Source organism: Blautia sp. SC05B48 (genome assembly GCF_005848555.1).
Taxonomy (GTDB): Bacteria; Bacillota; Clostridia; order Lachnospirales; family Lachnospiraceae; genus Blautia_A.
In genome coordinates this window covers 143,136-160,467 of sequence record NZ_CP040518.1, presented here as the reverse complement: position 1 = coordinate 160,467, position 17,332 = coordinate 143,136, and the positions used below count along the sequence as shown (strand labels likewise).

Below are 17,332 nucleotides of genomic sequence, written 5' to 3'. Positions count from 1 at the left end.
AATACTATGGTTACAGTAAATCAGAATTATTTAAAACTTCCGGGAAGCTATCTGTTTTCCAATATCGCAAAGAAGGTAAGCGCATATAAGGAGGCCAATCCGGAATTTAAGGATTCTGTGATCAGTCTTGGAATCGGTGATGTGACACAGCCCCTTGCACCGGCGATCATCGATGCCCTTCATAAATCCGTAGACGAGATGGCACACGCAGAAACCTTCCACGGATATGCTCCGGATCTCGGATATGAGTTCTTAAGAAGTGCCATTGCAAAAAATGATTATCAGTCCAGAGGCTGCGACATCAGCGCAGACGAGATCTTTGTTTCCGATGGAGCAAAAAGTGATTCCGGAAACATCCAGGAGATCTTCGGACTGGATAACAAGGTTGCAGTTTGCGACCCGGTTTATCCTGTATATGTAGATACTAACGTTATGGCTGGACGTACTGGCCTTTATAACAAAGAGCGTGAGAACTTTGACGGTGTGATCTACATGCCCTGCAAAGAGGAGAATGGTTTCCTTCCGGAGATTCCGGCAGATGAGGTACCGGATCTGATCTATCTCTGCTTCCCGAACAATCCCACCGGTGGTGCTATCACAAAGGCAGCTCTTCAGGAGTGGGTCGACTACGCCAACAAAAACGGCTGCGTGATCATCTATGATGCAGCATATGAGGCATATATTTCTGAGGAGGATGTCCCGCACAGCATTTATGAGTGCGAGGGTGCGAGAACCTGTGCCATCGAGCTTCGAAGCTTTTCCAAAAATGCTGGCTTTACAGGCGTTCGTCTTGGATTTACTGTTGTTCCGAAGGAACTGGTGCGTGATGGCGTAGAGCTTCACAGTCTCTGGGCAAGACGCCACGGAACCAAGTTTAACGGTGCTCCGTACATTGTACAGAGAGCAGGCGAGGCTGTTTACTCTCCGGAGGGAAAAGCACAGCTGAAGGAGCAGATCGCTTATTACATGCGTAATGCAAAGACGATCCTCGAGGGCCTTTCCGCAGCAGGATTTTCCGTGTCCGGTGGAAAAAATGCTCCATATATCTGGCTGAAAACACCGGATCAGATGACCTCCTGGGAGTTTTTTGATTATCTCCTTGAGAAAGCACACATCGTAGGAACACCAGGTTCAGGCTTTGGTGCACATGGTGAGGGATATTTCCGTCTGACAGCATTCGGAAGCTATGAGAATACTCTTGAGGCAATTGAGAGAATTAAAAATCTGTAATATGAGTATAAATTGCGGAGCAGGTCTTTGTAAAAGAGCTGCTTCGTTTTTTTACCGAATCAAAGAAATATTCTGCTTCATTGCGAATATCCACTTGATCTGGATCAAAGAAGCTCCCGGCAGGGTTGCGAAAAGCAATAAGCAGTGGGGAAAATTTGCCTGTAAGTTAATTTGTGAAAATAACAATAAGGATTGCGAAAATTTATCATATCATTTATAATTGTACAGGAAGTAAGGCACAGGCCGCAGAAAGCCTGTGTTCATAAAATTTCACAAATTTACGCAATCACGAAAGGGGATTTTATCATGGGTATCAGAAGAGTAGAAAATATGTGCGGCGGTAAAGGCCATGTGATCATCAAAGACATTCTTGAGGGAGACGAGCTGAAGGGAAAATGCGGACTTTACGCACAGGTTACCATCGAAAAAGGATGTTCTCTGGGATACCATGAGCATCATGGCGAGACAGAAACCTACTATATCTTAAGCGGTGAAGGCGAGTACGACGATAACGGTGTGAAACGCCCGGTAAAGGCCGGCGACATCACCATCACACCGGATGGAAAAGGACATGGTCTTACAAATACAGGCGACACAGATCTTGTGTTCATGGCACTGATCATTTTTGACTGATCCATATAGAAAAAAACAGAAGTGAGACAGAAGGGCGGCCTTTTTGAAGAGGCTGCTCTTTTTACGACTGAGGCGTAACCGGTGTCGTAGTATAAATTCTGGGATGAAAAATTAGCTGTCTCAGATTGTTATTGAACGAAATGTATTAATTGTATAAACAAAAAATATTTTTGGATTTTTTTAGAAAAAACTGTTGACATACAAAAAGCACTTTGCTATACTATCACTTGTCGCGAGGGAGAGAATAAAAAATCCCAAAGAAATGCGATATGCGGAAGTGTCGGAACTGGCAGACGAGCAAGACTAAGGATCTTGTGAGCATTGCGCTCGTGTGGGTTCAAGTCCCATCTTCCGCATTATTATTTTGAGAGCCTTGTAAATCTGATGGTTTACGGGGCTTTTTGTTTTGCTTATCTATAGGTTATCGCTGAACTACATTTTCAGGACAGCCCCTTCTTAAAAATTTCTTTTTTATTCTGAAATCAACCAATCAATCAAGTTGATGGATTTAATACCATCGTAGGAAGAATCCATTCCGGTATTTAAGGATAGAACTATTTTTTCGTAGTTATCGCTGATTTTCTGGAGTGGTGCTAATTCGCGTTTGCGAACATCTTCGCTGGTCATGGATTCTGTGACCTGAACATAAAGTTTGTCATCTACTTTTGTTGCGATAAAATCCACTTCGGAATTATCCACTTTGCCGATAGAGACATCATAGCCTCTACGTAGCAGTTCAAAGTAAACAACATTTTCTATTGCATGTCCGCTATCACGGTCTCTGAATCCAAGCAGATAGTTTCTAAGTCCGATATCAACGATGTAATATTTTCCAAGAGTACGTAAGAATTCCTTTCCTTTAATATCAAATCTCTTGATGTCATAGAAGAAGTATGCTTCCAGTAGTGCATTCACATAGGCCTGAACGGTGTGAGCGCTTGGAGTTCCTTTTCGCTTTCCATCTTCTAGAAGACCTTCATTAACTAAGGTGTTGCCAATGGAAGAAACAGAAATACTGCTTCCGATGTTATCTGCAAGAAACATGACAATCTTTTTCAAAAGCACAGGGTCGGTGATTCTCTTTTGACCTCTGCGATTTTCACGTTCGAGAATATCTCTCATAATAACAGTTGAGTAGATACCCTCAAGTAGCACCAGAGCCTTTTCTTGGTCCAGTCCAACATCAGCAATTCCCGGCATTCCGCCAAAACGCATGTAAGCATCGAAAACCTCTCGGAGTTCATAGTGTTCGCCGGTTTTATCAAATGCTTGCTTGCGTGTGCCACCTAACGCACTTTTGGTTTCTCTTATTTCAAAATCATGGAATGTTAAAAATTCAGAGAAAGACAATGGAAGCATCTTTATCTCTACGCATCTGCCTGATAAATAGGTAGCATATTCAGAGGAGAGCATATAAGCATTCGAACCAGTGACATAGATATCGCAATTGAAGTCAATACGGAAAGAGTTGATTGCATCCTCCCAGTTAGGAACCCGTTGAACCTCATCAAAGAAAAGGTACATTCTTTTATCTGGCTGGATGTGCTGCTTGACGTATTCGTAGAGAGAATCGCTAGTCATGTTCTTAAATTTATGTGACTCAAAATTCATTTCAAGGATCTGGTTGTCTGTGATTCCGGTTTCTTTCAAATGAATAGTCATTAGTTTGAGTAGGCTGGACTTGCCACATCTACGAATTCCAGTTACAACCTTAACTGGCTCGGTATCTTGAAATGCTATAATCTTATTTAAGTATAAATCTCTTTTTTTGAGTTCGTGAGTATCTATCATTTGGCATTCCTCCTTGTGAAAAGAGTATAGCATAAACTTACAGAAAAAACAAGTTTATGCACTGAAATGCAGAAACTATTAAAATTCGACAATTTTTGCATTTTATAAGAAGGGAATGCCTCTATCATCGTAGACAGAAGCACCGGATGACCACCGTGAGCCAGCGTTAGCTTCATGAGTTCTTTTGTCGGTGGAGACATATCCTTAAATCCCTGACCAAATGGAACAACAGTAAAGCACATCGAGACAATGCAATAAAAAATGAGTATAATCTCTCTTTGTCCGGAATCACAGCCGGATTCCTTCTTTTGCATAGGATAGTATGCCAGAGATATCTTTTTTCGGTCGATAATAGAAAGAGGAATGCTGTTTTTTTTTGAATCGGATCTGCCGTTTGGATGATTGCTGTTTGTAAGCACGGTTGATTCTGTTACAGGATATCCTTTGCAGGCGGGATTCTTTTTTGTATGTGGTGTGTGGGAATCTGTGACAGAAGTGGGCGCTTTTTCTTTCAAAAGGAAATACAGGATAGAAAACATTCCAACTGTACGTTCAAAGTGCCGGCATCCAAAGTAACTGCATACAAAAAACTCCTGAAAGCAAAAGGAGCAGGGCCAAAGATAAAAGTGACAAAATAACAGAAAAAACAAGAAAATACAAAACTTTTGAAAAAAGGTGTTGACATACAAGATCCACTTTGCTATACTATCACTTGTCGCGAGGGAGAAAATAAAAAATCCCAAGGAAATGCGGTCATGCGGAAGTGTCGGAACTGGCAGACGAGCAAGACTAAGGATCTTGTGAGCATTGCGCTCGTGTGGGTTCAAGTCCCATCTTCCGCATTGGAAGTTTCCAATGAAATGCGATATGCGGAAGTGTCGGAACTGGCAGACGAGCAAGACTAAGGATCTTGTAAGCATTGCGCTTGTGTGGGTTCAAGTCCCATCTTCCGCATGACTTTAAAACAGAGCTGTGAATCGCAGCTCTGTTTTTGGCTATATGAAAGTAAATTATTGCCTGCCTGTACTGACGGAGAAGCTGAAATGGAAGATTTCCGTGATATATTTGTATTCATTTCATATACAATAGGATAATTTTGGACATCTTAAGGGCTGATCAGACCGTAACTCCAATATTTTTTGAATTATTTTTTCAGAAAAGAGGAATTTGTGGTTTTGTGTAGAATATAATTAACAGAGGGTATTTTGTCGCCGCTGTTTGTCAGACTGTGGAGGAAATGCTTATGAACATCAGAGAGAGCATGGAACAGAGAGAACGGGAGCTTTTGAGTCCTTATGCTTCGCACAGCGCAGATACCAGAGGCCGGGAGCACCCGGAAGAGGAATGCGATGTGCGGACAACGTATCAGAGAGACAGAGACAGGATCCTTCACTGTAAGGCTTTTCGCCGTATGAAGGATAAGACACAGGTGTTTCTGGCACCACAGGGAGATCATTACCGGACCAGACTGACACATACACTGGAGGTATCGCAGATCGCCCGGACTATTGCCAAGGCACTTCGCTTAAATGAAGATCTGGTGGAAGCGATCGCTCTGGGACATGATCTGGGGCATACGCCTTTTGGACATGCAGGAGAGAGAGCGCTGGATCAGGTACATCCGGGTGGCTTTGCCCACTATAAGCAGAGCGTCCGGGTTGTGGAAGTACTGGAGAAAAACGGAAACGGGCTGAACCTTACCTGGGAAGTCCGCAATGGGATCATGAATCACCGCACCAGCGGAAATCCTTTCACACTGGAAGGACAGGTGGTACGTTTTTCTGACAAGATCGCCTATATCCACCATGATATGGACGATGCCCAGCGGGCAGGGATCATCACAGAAGATGATATTCCGGTCACAATGAGAACTTTTCTGGGCTATACCACGAGAGAACGGCTGAATACTTTCGTACATAATATTATAGAGAACAGTATGGGGAAAGACAGCATCTCCATGTCGCCGGATGTTTTTGAGGCGATGATGGAGCTTCGGGCGCTGATGTTCCGGAATGTCTATGAGAATCCGGTTGCCAGGAAAGAAGAGGATAAAGTGATCCAGATGCTGAGTGAACTGTACGGATATTATACCGACCATCCGGAGGCAATGTCCCGGGAATACAGGGAACTGGTGGAATACCGGGGAGTACCTAAGGGACAGGCAGTATGTGATTATATTTCGGGAATGACGGATCAGTATTCCATGGAGAAATTCAGGGAGATCTATATACCGAGAGCCTGGGAGGTCTATTAAATGGAAAAGAGGGATAAGCATGCGATATTCAGATGACATCATAGAAGAAGTCCGAATGAAAAATGACATTGTAGACGTGATATCCCAGTATGTGAAACTGACACGGAGGGGGAGTTCCTATTTTGGGCTGTGTCCCTTCCATAATGAAAAAACCCCTTCCTTTTCCGTAACACCATCCAAGCAGATGTATTACTGCTTTGGCTGCGGGGCAGGAGGAAACGTATACAATTTTATCATGGAGTATGAGAATTACTCGTTTGGTGAGGCTTTGTCACATCTGGCTGACCGGGCAGGGGTAGAGCTTCCGAAGATCGAGTATTCCAGAGAAGCCAGAGAAAAAGCAGAACAGAGAGCAAATCTTCTGGAGATCAACAAGCTGGCAGCACAGTATTTTTATTATCAGCTCCGGAGAGAAGGCGGAAAGACGGCTTACGGATATCTCACGGGAAGAGGTCTCTCCGAGGAAACCATCCGTAAATTTGGTCTTGGATATTCAGACAAGTATAGTGATGATCTGTACAAATATCTTAAGGGTAAGGGCTACAGTGATGAACTTCTCAGGGAATCCGGCCTGTTCAATGTAGATGAGCGGCGAGGCATGTATGATAAGTTCTGGAACCGTGTGATCTTCCCGATCATGGATGTAAACAACCGGGTCATTGGTTTTGGAGGTCGTGTCATGGGAGATGGCAAGCCCAAGTACCTGAATTCACCGGAGACGAAGATCTTTGATAAGAGCCGGAATCTTTACGGGCTGAATGTGGCCAGGACCACCAGGAAGAATTATCTGATCCTTTGTGAGGGATATATGGATGTGATCGCCATGCATCAGGCTGGCTTTACCAATGCAGTGGCGTCGCTTGGAACTGCACTGACCTCCGGACATGCAAGTCTTGTGAAACGTTACACCAAGGAAGTTCTGCTTCTTTATGACAGTGACGGTGCAGGAATCCGGGCAGCACTTCGTGCGATCCCGATCCTGCGGGAGGCGGGAGTCACGTCCAGGGTAGTAAGCCTGAAGCCCTGGAAGGATCCGGACGAGTTCATCAAGAACGAAGGAGCGGAGGCCTTTGAGGAACGTCTGAACCGGGCCATGGACAGCTTTATGTTCCGTGTGCACATTGCGGAACAGGAATTTGCCATGGATGCACCCCAGGGACAGAATCAGTTTTTTGAGCGGTGTGCCGGGATGCTCCTGGAGCTTTCCGATGAACTGGAGCGGAATCTTTATATAGAAGCCATCGTAAAGGAATATGGACGCTATGGAGTGGGCACGGAGGATATCCGGAAAAGGGTCAACACACTGGCTCTGAAGGGGACGCCTGCAGAGAAACGGATCCAGCCAAAGTCCGGGACTCCGGAAACAAAGAAAAAGGAATCCGCCGCAGACAAAGCGCAGAAGCTGATGCTGACCTGGCTTGTGAATTATCCGGGTATTTTCGAACAGGTGGAAAAATACATTTCCCCTTCCGATTTTGTGGTACCGCTGTATAAAGAGGTAGCCCAGATGCTGTTTGACCAGCATAAGGAAGGAGAGACCAATCCGGGAAAGCTTCTCAACGCCTTTACAGACAGTGAGGAGCAGCGGGAGGTGGCATCTCTTTTTAACGCTACCATTCATCTGGAAAACGAAGGAGAACAGCAGAGGGCTTTTTCCGATGCGCTGCTTCGGATCAAGGAAGAAAGCCTCAAAGAAAAAAACCGTACCTGGGATCCGTCAGACATGACCGGGCTTCAGGAACTGATAAAAGCAAAAAAAGAACTGGAAGACCTTGGAAGAAAGAGGCAGCAGCTGCATATTTCTTTCAATTAAGGATAAAATATAAACACTATATGGAGGTATAGAGCACCTATGGAAATGAATATGGCAAAATTCAGCGAGAAACTTGTAGAGCTTCTTGAACTTGCGAAAAAGAAAAAGAATGTGCTGGAATATCAGGAGATCAGCGACTTTTTCAAGGACTCTCCACTGGAAGTGGATCAGATGGAGAAGGTTTTTGACTTCCTGGAGGCCAGCGGTGTGGACGTTCTCCGTATCACAGAAAACAGCGGTGACGAACTCCTCCTTGATAACGATATGGATATGGATGGGATGGAAGATGAAGAAGAGGTAGAGCTTGATAAGATCGACCTCTCTGTACCGGAAGGTGTCAGCATTGAGGATCCGGTCCGTATGTACCTGAAAGAGATCGGTAAAGTCAGTCTGTTAAGTGCAGATGAGGAGATCGAGCTTGCCAAGAGAATGGAAAAGGGTGATGAAGCTGCCAAGAAACGTCTGGCAGAAGCCAATCTCCGTCTTGTTGTCAGCATTGCAAAGCGTTATGTTGGACGTGGAATGCTGTTCCTTGATCTGATCCAGGAGGGAAATCTTGGTCTTATCAAAGCCGTTGAAAAATTTGATTACAGAAAAGGCTACAAGTTCAGTACCTATGCAACCTGGTGGATCCGTCAGGCTATCACAAGAGCCATTGCAGATCAGGCACGTACCATCCGTATCCCTGTGCATATGGTTGAGACTATTAACAAGCTGATCCGTGTTTCCCGTCAGCTGCTCCAGGAGCTTGGACGTGAACCTACGCCGGAGGAGATCGCTGAGGAGATGGACATGCCGGTGGACCGTGTACGTGAGATCCTTAAGATCTCCCAGGAGCCGGTATCTCTGGAAACTCCTATCGGTGAGGAGGAAGACAGTCATCTTGGCGATTTCATCCAGGATGATAATGTTCCGGTACCAGCAGATGCAGCTGCATTTACACTTCTGAAGGAGCAGCTGGTAGAAGTCTTAAGTACGCTTACTGACCGTGAGCAGAAGGTTCTCCGCCTCCGTTTCGGACTGGACGACGGACGTGCCAGAACTCTGGAGGAAGTTGGTAAAGAGTTCAATGTCACAAGAGAGCGTATCCGTCAGATCGAGGCAAAAGCTCTGCGCAAGCTGCGTCATCCCAGCCGCAGCCGCAAGCTGAAGGATTATCTTGACTGATAAAAATATATCTGTACAGCTTTCCATGCGTCTTCGTGCTATTGCCGGTATGGTAACAAAAGGAAACCGGCTGGCAGACGTAGGATGTGACCATGGCTATCTGTCGATCTGGCTTGTCAGTGAAAAAACAGTTCCGTCAGCCATTGCCATGGATGTACGTCCGGGACCGCTTTCAAGAGCCAGGGAGAATATTACCCGTTATGGCCTTGAAGATTACATAGAGATCCGTTTGAGCGACGGGCTTGCGAAGCTTGAGCCGGGAGAAGGTGATACCCTGGTGATTGCGGGAATGGGTGGTCCTCTGATGGAAAGGATATTGAAGGATGGAGCGAAGGTCCGGGAGGGGTTTCAGGAACTGATCCTGCAGCCTCAGTCGGACCTTCCTCATTTCCGGCATTTTCTTTCTGAGATCGGCTGGGAGATCGTAAGGGAAGAAATGATAAAAGAAGACGGAAAATTTTATCCTATGATGAAAGCGGTACGCAACAATTCGGGAAAAAAGACTGTTTACACAGAGGAAGAGGCCTGGTTTGGACCGCTCCTTCTGGAAAAACGTCACCCGGTCCTTAAAGAGTATCTTCTCCGAGAGGAAATGATCCGTAAGAAAATACTTGCCGGTCTTTCCGGGGCAGAATCTGTTTCCGCAAAAACTCGTCTGGCAGAAGTAAAGGAGGAAATGGAGCTGATCCATACAGCTCTGAAACGATATGAAAGCATATGAACTGATCGAATGGCTGAATGAGCACCACCCGCAGAAATTTGCGGAGGACTGGGATAATGTGGGACTGCTGGTGGGAGATGACCAGAAAGAGATTTCCCATGTATTTCTTGCACTGGATCTTACAGAACCGGTGCTGGATGAGGCGGTTGCGTCCGGTGCGGACATGATCCTTACCCATCACCCAATGATCTTTTCCGGGATCAAAAAAATCAATAATCATACCTTTACCGGAAGAAAGATCCTCCGTCTGATAAAGGAGGATATCCCGTATTTTGCCATGCATACCAATTATGATGTGATCGGAATGGCAGATCTAAGCGCAGATCATCTGAAGCTTCAGGATACAAGGGTGCTTACAGTTACCGATGGATCCGGTGAGCAGCCGGAGGGATTCGGAAGAGTGGGAAAGCTTTCCCATGTTATGACTCTTGGTGAGTTTGGAAAATATGTAAAAGAATGCAATCATATTCCGGATGTGCGGGTTTACGGTGATCTGGACCGGAAGATCGAGACTGTGGCGATCTGTACAGGAAGCGGAAAGAGTATGATCGGTGATGTAATGGCCGCCGGTGCGGATGTATATGTGACAGGAGATATTGATTATCATACTGCCATCGATACTATGGCAGATGGTCTGGCGATCGTAGATGCCGGACATTACGGTACGGAGTATATTTTTGCGGAAGCTATGGAGAGGGAGCTGAATGAGGCATTCCCTGCGCTTAAGACAACCTGCGCCAGTGTGAAAAATCCATATACTGTTTTATGAACACAGATCGTAAAAGAATCGCGTTCATGATATGTGACAGCAGTACAAATATAAGCCTGTGGAGGTGATCGTTATGGAACAGACAATGATTAAAGTGACCATAAACGGAGAAACAAGGGAATATCCCAAAATGACACCGTATTCTGAGATCATAAGGGATTATGAGGGCAAAACAGAGTATCCGGTGATCCTTGTGACTGAGAACGGAAAGCTCCGTGAGCTTCACAAGAAGCTGAGGCATGACTGTACACTGGGATTTATAACCGCAAAGGACAGTGCCGGTCGAAAAACCTATCGGAGAAGTGCGATCTTTATTCTTTTGAAGGCAATTTTTGATGTAGCCGGAAAAGAGAATGTGGATCATGTTGTGATCCATTATTCTATTGGAAATGCTCTTTATTTTACCATGAAAGGCAGTGCTACCCTGGATCAGGAGCTTCTTGACCGGGTGAAGGTGCGGATGCGGGAATTGGTAGACCGGAAGCTTCCAATCTGCAAACGCAGTGTCAGCACGGATGATGCCGTTTCCATGTTCCACAGGCATCATATGTATGATAAAGAAAAGCTGTTCCGTTATCGGCGGGTTTCCAGAGTGAATATTTACAGCCTGGAAAATTTCGAGGATTATTTTTACGGATTTATGGCACCGGATACCAGCTATGTGAAGTATTTTGATCTGCAGCTTTATGATGAAGGTTTTGTGCTGATCCTTCCGAGGCAGAAGAACCCGGATGTGCTGGAGCCTTTTGAACCCCAGGATAAGATCTTTCGTGTGCAGAAGGAATCGGAAGAGTGGGGCGATAAGCTGGATGTTGCCACTGTGGGAGATCTCAATGACCGGATCACAAGAGAAGGTGTGCAGAGCCTGATGCTGATCCAGGAGGCACTTCATGAGGCCAAGATTTCTTCAATCGCCGAGGAAATCCGGAGAAGGGGCAATGTAAAGTTCGTAATGATCGCAGGCCCGTCTTCTTCCGGAAAGACCAGTTTTTCTCACAGATTATCGATTCAGCTTTCTGCTCATGGCCTGAAGCCGCATCCTATTGCTGTGGATAACTATTTTGTGGATCGTGAACATACGCCGTTGGATGAATTCGGAGAAAAGAATTATGAGTGTCTGGAAGCTATTGACACGAAGCAGTTTAATGAAGACATGCTGAATCTCCTTTCGGGAAAAACTGTGGATCTTCCTACATTTAATTTCAAGACCGGATGCAGGGAATACCGAGGAGACCAGCTTCAGCTTGGAAAAGATGATATCCTGGTCATCGAAGGCATTCACGGGCTTAATGACAAACTGAGTTATGCCCTTCCAAAAGAGAGTAAGTTTAAGATTTATATCAGTGCGCTGACACAGCTAAACATTGATGAGCATAACCGGATTCCCACAACAGATGGAAGGCTGATCCGCCGAATTGTCCGTGATGCACGTACACGTGGAACTTCCGCAAAGGATACCATTGCAAGGTGGCCTTCTGTACGGAGAGGCGAGGAGCAGAATATTTTTCCGTTCCAGGAGGAAGCAGATGTGATGTTTAATTCTGCTCTTGTGTATGAGCTTGCCTGCCTGAAGGTTTATGCGGAACCGCTGCTTTTTGGAATTGATAAGAGTGAACCTGAGTATCAGGAGGCGAAGCGGCTTTTGAAGTTCCTGGATTATTTTGTGCCGGTGCCCAGTGAAGGTGTTCCGTTTAATTCGCTTCTGAGAGAGTTTATTGGCGGTAGTTGTTTTAATGTATAAATTAATTGTATAAATAAAAAAAGCTATGTGTAGATATAAGGCTCTATACAGTGCAGATATCGGTTGGTGCAAAGATGAGAAGATCAGGATTTCTCTGTGCATGGGATCTGTGGTGTGTGGAGTCTTTTGAGGGTGAATCGGAAAAGGTAAAGTCCTCTGTGGTACTGCGGATAGACGACGGGATTTACAGGGCTTAAAGGAAAGGGAAAGTGATCATGAAAGAAAAAGTACAACTGACAAAACTGGCTCCAAATTGTGGCTGTGCAGCTAAGGTAGGACCGGGGACTCTGGCGGGAGTTCTTGGCGGGCTGCCAAAGTTCTGTGATCCGGATCTTCTGATTGGAACGGACACTTCAGACGATGCGGCCGTTTATAAGGTTTCCGAAGATCTGGCACTGATCCAGACACTGGATTTTTTTACTCCGGTGGCAGATGATCCTTATGATTTCGGGCAGATCGCGGCGGCCAATGCATTGAGTGATGTGTATGCTATGGGTGGAACTCCGAAGACAGCTTTGAATATTGTGGCGTTTCCGAAGGATATGGATGTGGAGATCCTCGGGGAGATCCTGCGTGGTGGTGCGGATAAGGTGATGGAGGCTGGTGCGGTTCTTGCCGGTGGCCATACGATCCAGGATGACACACCAAAGTATGGGCTCAGTGTGACGGGTTTTGTAGATCCGAGGAAGTTCTGGAAGAATTTTGGAGCGCAGACCGGGGATAAGCTGATCCTGACGAAGGCGCTGGGTGCGGGGATCGTGAATACGGCGATCAAGGCGGATCTGGTGACGGAAGGTGCACGTAAGGCGGTTTTGGATTCCATGAAGAAACTGAACCGAGATGCCTGTGAGGTTTTTAAAGAGTTTGAGGTTCATGCCTGTACAGATGTGACGGGGTTTGGTCTTGGGGGACATGCTACGGAGATGGCTGTGGCCAGTGACCGGACGATTGTGATCGATACGGAGAAGTTGCCGGTGCTTCCGGATGTGGAGGAGTTTGCTTCTATGGGATTGATTCCGGGTGGGGCTTACAGGAACCGGGAGTTTGCTGAGAAAACCGGAGTGAAAAGTGTGGCAGAGCTCTGGAGGGAGGATCTGGTGTTTGATCCGCAGACTTCCGGGGGATTGCTGGCGGCGGTTCCGGAGAGGGATGTGCCGGAGATTATGAAGCGGTTGGATGAGTCTGGTTTGCAGGCCGGGGTGATCGGTGAGGTTGTGGATCGACAGGAGTGGACGTTGGTGCTCCGGTAGGGCTTGAATTGACGAGCGGACGCCTGGCAGGAAAATATAAGCTCTGTATTTTTTTATATATTGTTTGCCTGAGAGATAAAAGCGTGGTATCATCATATGGGCGGAAATTGAGAAGACATAAAGAAAGAATATGAAAAATGTGACGGGAAAGGAAGAATTATGGAGAAACACAAACATGAGAGAAGTACATTTTCCGGGAAGATCGGATTTGTGCTGTCTGCAGCCGGTGCTTCAGTAGGGCTTGGGAATATATGGAGATTCCCTTATCTGGCGGCAAAGTACGGCGGTGGAATTTTTTTACTGATCTATATCATTCTGGCATTGACTTTCGGATATTCTATGATCGTGGCAGAGACAGCTCTGGGACGCATGACAAAGAAAAGTCCGGTAGGTGCGTTTGGAGCTTTTGGTAAATCAAAGTGGCTGTCTTTGGGCGGTTGGATCAATGCGATCATACCGGTTCTGATCGTGCCGTATTATTCCGTGATCGGTGGCTGGGTAATTAAATACCTGGTGGAGTATGTAAAGGGAGGCAGTCAGACTCTTGCCGAAGACGGATATTTTTCTGCTTTTATAGCGGATGGATTTTCTACAGAAACCTGTTTCCTGTTCTTTGCACTGCTTACGCTGGTGATCATTTATGCAGGTGTGCAGAATGGCGTGGAACGAGTTTCCAAATTAATGATGCCGATACTGGTATTTTTGTCTATAGTCATTGTCGTTTATTCGGTAACAAGACCAGGAGCACTGGAAGGCGTGAAATATTTTCTGATACCAAATATCAAAAACTTCTCTTGGATGACAGTGGTTGCGGCAATGGGACAGATGTTTTATTCCCTGTCGATCGCAATGGGTATTCTGGTAACTTTTGGTTCTTATATGAAAAAGGATGTGTCTATTGAAGGTTCTACACAAAATGTAGAAATTTTTGACACAGCGATCGCAATGATGGCAGGTCTGATGATCATTCCGGCAGTGTTTGCATTCTCCGGTGGAGAACCGGATACGTTACAGGCAGGACCGGCACTGATGTTTATTACGATTCCGAAGGTATTCGCAAGCATGGGATTTGGAACTCTGGTTGGAATCCTGTTTTTTGTACTGGTTCTCTGTGCAGCCTTGACCAGTTCTATTGCACTGACTGAGAGTGCAGTATCTACTTTTCAGGATGAACTGAAATGGGGACGCAAGAAGGCAACAGTATTTATCGGAGTTATCATGGTTGTTCTCGGAAGTCTTTCTTCTCTTGGCTATGGTCCTCTGGCGTGTGTTAAGATCATTGGAATGCAGTTCCTTGATTTCTTTGATTTCCTGACGAACTCTGTCATGATGCCGATTGCAGCGATTGCTACCTGTATTCTGATATCCAGAGTAGTCGGTATAAAGAAGATTGAAGATGAAGTACTGCAGGAAGGTGGCACTTTCCGCAGAAAACGAATCTTTAATTTTATGATCCGGTATCTTTGCCCAATCTTTGCGGCAATTATTCTTTTCAGCTCTGTGGCAAATGCATTTGGATGGATTTCCATGTAGCAGAAACAAATTCCAACTTTACAAGTCTATACACCTGTGTTAAAATAGCAGGTGCGCAGCCAGGCCAGGTGATCGCGGCTGGACAGACGAAAGGGTCCAGACGAGGAAAGTCCGGGCTTCACAGGGCAGGATGCCGGATAACGTCCGGTGGAGGTAACTCCCAGACCAGTGCAACAGAAATAAACCGCCCCGTTTTGCGGGGTAAGGGTGGAAAGGCAGTGTAAGAGACTACCGCCGCTGTGGTAACAGAGCGGGCACATGTAAACTCCATTCGAAGCAAGACCGAGAAGAAAGCCATACGGCGGCCCGTCGTGCTTTCAGGTAGGTCGCTGGAGCCTTCTGGCAACGGAAGGCCTAGATAGATGATCACCCAACGACATAACCCGGCTTATCGGTCTGACTGTGTATGATAATAAGCACATAATAAAAGCAACTGTGTTTTGCAGATATGTTCTGTAAAATGTCAGTTGCTTTTTTGTAAAAAACTTTTCTATGAAAACACAGCGCCCGGTCCCCGCTTCGATATTCAGGCCTTCGCAGGAGCCGTACGCGTCCGTTTGTCAATAATTCCCGCAGGAATCCCTGAATCCCTATTTATTCCGTTTACCTCGATATTTCTCCTCACAATACTTACACCGGTAAACCTCATTCTCTTCATCTGCAAGAACAAAAATCTGATCCAGTCCCTGCTCGATGGAAGTAATGCAGCGAGGATTCTTGCATTTGATCACGTTCACAACCTGCTTCGGCAGCTTCAGCTCTTTCTTTGCAACGATCTTTTCGTCCTTGATGATATTTACGGTAATATTATGATCGATAAAACCAAGGATATCCAGATCCAGGTCCTCGATGGGGCATTCAACCTTGATGATATCCTTTTTTCCCATTTTCTTGCTGCGGGCATTTTTGATAATAGCAACCGTACAATCCAGCTTATCCAGCTTCAGGTCGTGATAGATCGTCATTGCTTTGCCGGCTTTGATATGATCCAGAACATAACCCTCACGAAGAGCACCTACGTTTAACATGGCAGTTCCACCTCCAGTAATGTAAGAATCAGGGCCATACGGACATACACACCATACTGGGCCTGTTTGAAATAAGCGGCACGCGGATCAGAGTCCACTTCAACAGAAATCTCGTTAACACGTGGGAGTGGGTGAAGGATATACATATCCTTCGGTGCAAGCTCCATTTTCTGTTTGTCCAGAACATAGAAATCCTTCATGCGGACATAATCCTCTTCGTTGAAGAAACGTTCCTTCTGAACACGAGTCATGTACAGGATATCCAGATCCGGAAGTGCATCCTCCAGACGTTCCTCTTCGACAAACTCGACATTGTTGCGTTTCAGAACATCCTCACGGATATAGCTTGGAATACGAAGCTCCTCCGGAGAGATCAGAACAAATTTCACATTTTCATAACGGACCAGAGCCTCGATCAGAGAGTGAACGGTACGACCAAATTTCAGGTCACCGCAGAGGCCGATGGTAATATTGTCAAGTCTGCCCTTCAGGGAACGGATAGTTAAAAGATCGGTTAATGTTTGGGTAGGATGCTGGTGGCCGCCATCACCGGCATTGATCACCGGAATATTGGATGACATAGAAGCTACAAGCGGAGCACCCTCTTTCGGATGGCGCATAGCACAGATATCTGCATAACAGGAAACAACGCGAATCGTATCGGCAACGCTCTCGCCTTTGGATGCAGAGCTGGAATCAGCAGAAGAAAAACCGAGAACCTTTCCTCCAAGATTCATCATGGCTGCTTCGAAGCTTAAACGTGTACGTGTACTTGGTTCGTAAAACAATGTCGCAAGCCTTTTATCATCACAGGTATGCGCATACTTTTTTGGATTTTTCCCGATGTCGTCGGCAAGATTCAGAAGCTTATCAAGCTCTTCGACCGAGAGATCCAAAGGACTCATTAAATGTCTCATGTTGTACCTCCAATTATTTACTGGAAATAAGATTCCTTCCAATTATCATATAATATAACTGTGAGATTTTCAAGAGACTTTCCGAGGATTTTGTCGAAGAAGCCATTCAAAAAAGAGACCGGTAAAAAACCACAGAGGAGCATAGTCCAGTCGGATCACTCCTTTATACTGAAGCGGAACATGAGAATAATCCCAGGGACAGATGTGAAGCTTCTGAAAAAAAGATCCGCTTAAAAATTCCACGAAAAAAATCCCGCAGCTGTAAATGATCCCCCGTACCATAACCGGAAAGCGGGCAAGCTTGTAGTAAGCCGGACGGATCAGTGCTGCAAGTCCGTAAACAGGGAACATCAGAAGAGAGGTTTTGCCCATCATAGTAAAATGTCCGGTGACAAGAGAGTGCAGTCCTGTCCATAAGATCTCCAGACACCAGCCTGTAAAACCGCACAGAAAAAAATCCTTCTTTTGCATTTTAAAGCTCCTTC

General features: G+C 45.7%; 14 protein-coding genes, 3 tRNA genes and 1 other RNA gene. 14 read left to right on the top strand and 4 right to left on the bottom strand.

The window, feature by feature from the left end; all coding sequences use genetic code 11:
• The first annotated feature begins 6 nt into the window (after positions 1–6).
• From EYS05_RS00690 to EYS05_RS00680, 3 genes are all read left to right on the top strand, one after another.
• Positions 7–1,230, top strand: coding sequence for an LL-diaminopimelate aminotransferase (locus tag EYS05_RS00690; protein ID WP_021651140.1), 1,224 nt, complete (start codon positions 7–9; stop codon positions 1,228–1,230).
• Between the two features lie 306 nt (positions 1,231–1,536).
• Complete coding sequence (locus EYS05_RS00685; protein ID WP_015525755.1) at positions 1,537–1,863, top strand: cupin domain-containing protein; 327 nt, start codon at positions 1,537–1,539, stop codon at positions 1,861–1,863.
• A 271-nt stretch (positions 1,864–2,134) separates the two neighbouring features.
• Positions 2,135–2,219, top strand: a tRNA-Leu gene (locus EYS05_RS00680).
• Positions 2,220–2,334: 115 nt separating this feature from the next.
• On the opposite strand, the gene EYS05_RS00675 is transcribed toward EYS05_RS00680, so the two are convergent.
• Entirely contained in the window at positions 2,335–3,654 is a 1,320-nt protein-coding gene (locus EYS05_RS00675) for an ATP-binding protein (RefSeq protein ID WP_138276350.1), read from the bottom strand.
• 757 nt (positions 3,655–4,411) lie between these two features.
• Here EYS05_RS00675 and EYS05_RS00665 point away from each other — a divergent pair.
• The 11 genes from EYS05_RS00665 (at position 4,412) to rnpB (ending at position 15,309) form a co-directional block, all read left to right on the top strand.
• A tRNA-Leu gene (locus tag EYS05_RS00665) sits at positions 4,412–4,496 on the top strand.
• A gap of 27 nt (positions 4,497–4,523) precedes the next feature.
• Positions 4,524–4,608, top strand: a tRNA-Leu gene (locus EYS05_RS00660).
• Between the two features lie 289 nt (positions 4,609–4,897).
• Positions 4,898–5,908 (top strand): deoxyguanosinetriphosphate triphosphohydrolase, encoded by a 1,011-nt coding sequence (locus EYS05_RS00655; RefSeq protein ID WP_138276348.1) that lies wholly within the window; start codon positions 4,898–4,900, stop codon positions 5,906–5,908.
• Between the two features lie 19 nt (positions 5,909–5,927).
• Complete coding sequence (gene dnaG / locus EYS05_RS00650; protein ID WP_138276347.1) at positions 5,928–7,721, top strand: DNA primase; 1,794 nt, start codon at positions 5,928–5,930, stop codon at positions 7,719–7,721.
• A gap of 39 nt (positions 7,722–7,760) precedes the next feature.
• Positions 7,761–8,888: an RNA polymerase sigma factor RpoD gene (gene rpoD, locus EYS05_RS00645; protein WP_021651146.1), complete on the top strand. Its 1,128-nt coding sequence runs from the start codon at positions 7,761–7,763 to the stop codon at positions 8,886–8,888.
• Positions 8,881–9,609: a tRNA (adenine(22)-N(1))-methyltransferase gene (locus EYS05_RS00640; protein ID WP_227752288.1), complete on the top strand. Its 729-nt coding sequence runs from the start codon at positions 8,881–8,883 to the stop codon at positions 9,607–9,609. Before rpoD ends, EYS05_RS00640 begins: the two co-directional genes overlap by 8 nt.
• Positions 9,596–10,378, top strand: coding sequence for a Nif3-like dinuclear metal center hexameric protein (locus EYS05_RS00635; protein ID WP_138276346.1), 783 nt, complete (start codon positions 9,596–9,598; stop codon positions 10,376–10,378). The genes EYS05_RS00640 and EYS05_RS00635 overlap by 14 nt, the downstream gene beginning before the upstream one ends.
• Before the next feature lie 73 nt (positions 10,379–10,451).
• Positions 10,452–12,119, top strand: a complete 1,668-nt coding sequence (locus EYS05_RS00630) for a nucleoside kinase (RefSeq protein WP_174235820.1) — start codon at positions 10,452–10,454, stop codon at positions 12,117–12,119.
• 215 nt (positions 12,120–12,334) lie between these two features.
• Entirely contained in the window at positions 12,335–13,369 is a 1,035-nt protein-coding gene (selD, locus tag EYS05_RS00625) for a selenide, water dikinase SelD (RefSeq protein WP_243119177.1), read from the top strand.
• Between the two features lie 159 nt (positions 13,370–13,528).
• Positions 13,529–14,902: a sodium-dependent transporter gene (locus EYS05_RS00620; RefSeq protein ID WP_118513718.1), complete on the top strand. Its 1,374-nt coding sequence runs from the start codon at positions 13,529–13,531 to the stop codon at positions 14,900–14,902.
• Between the two features lie 56 nt (positions 14,903–14,958).
• Positions 14,959–15,309, top strand: an RNA gene (gene rnpB, locus EYS05_RS00615) — RNase P RNA component class A.
• 183 nt (positions 15,310–15,492) lie between these two features.
• Here rnpB and EYS05_RS00610 read toward each other — a convergent pair.
• The 3 genes from EYS05_RS00610 to EYS05_RS00600 form a co-directional block, all read right to left on the bottom strand.
• Positions 15,493–15,930, bottom strand: a complete 438-nt coding sequence (locus tag EYS05_RS00610; protein ID WP_118513716.1) for an aspartate carbamoyltransferase regulatory subunit — start codon at positions 15,928–15,930, stop codon at positions 15,493–15,495.
• Positions 15,924–16,847 (bottom strand): aspartate carbamoyltransferase, encoded by a 924-nt coding sequence (pyrB, locus tag EYS05_RS00605; RefSeq protein WP_118513714.1) that lies wholly within the window; start codon positions 16,845–16,847, stop codon positions 15,924–15,926. The genes EYS05_RS00610 and pyrB overlap by 7 nt, the downstream gene beginning before the upstream one ends.
• Positions 16,848–16,916: 69 nt before the next feature.
• The gene (locus EYS05_RS00600; RefSeq protein WP_022426606.1) at positions 16,917–17,318 is read right to left on the bottom strand and encodes a putative ABC transporter permease; all 402 of its coding nucleotides are present in this window, start codon (positions 17,316–17,318) and stop codon (positions 16,917–16,919) included.
• Positions 17,319–17,332 lie beyond the last annotated feature (14 nt).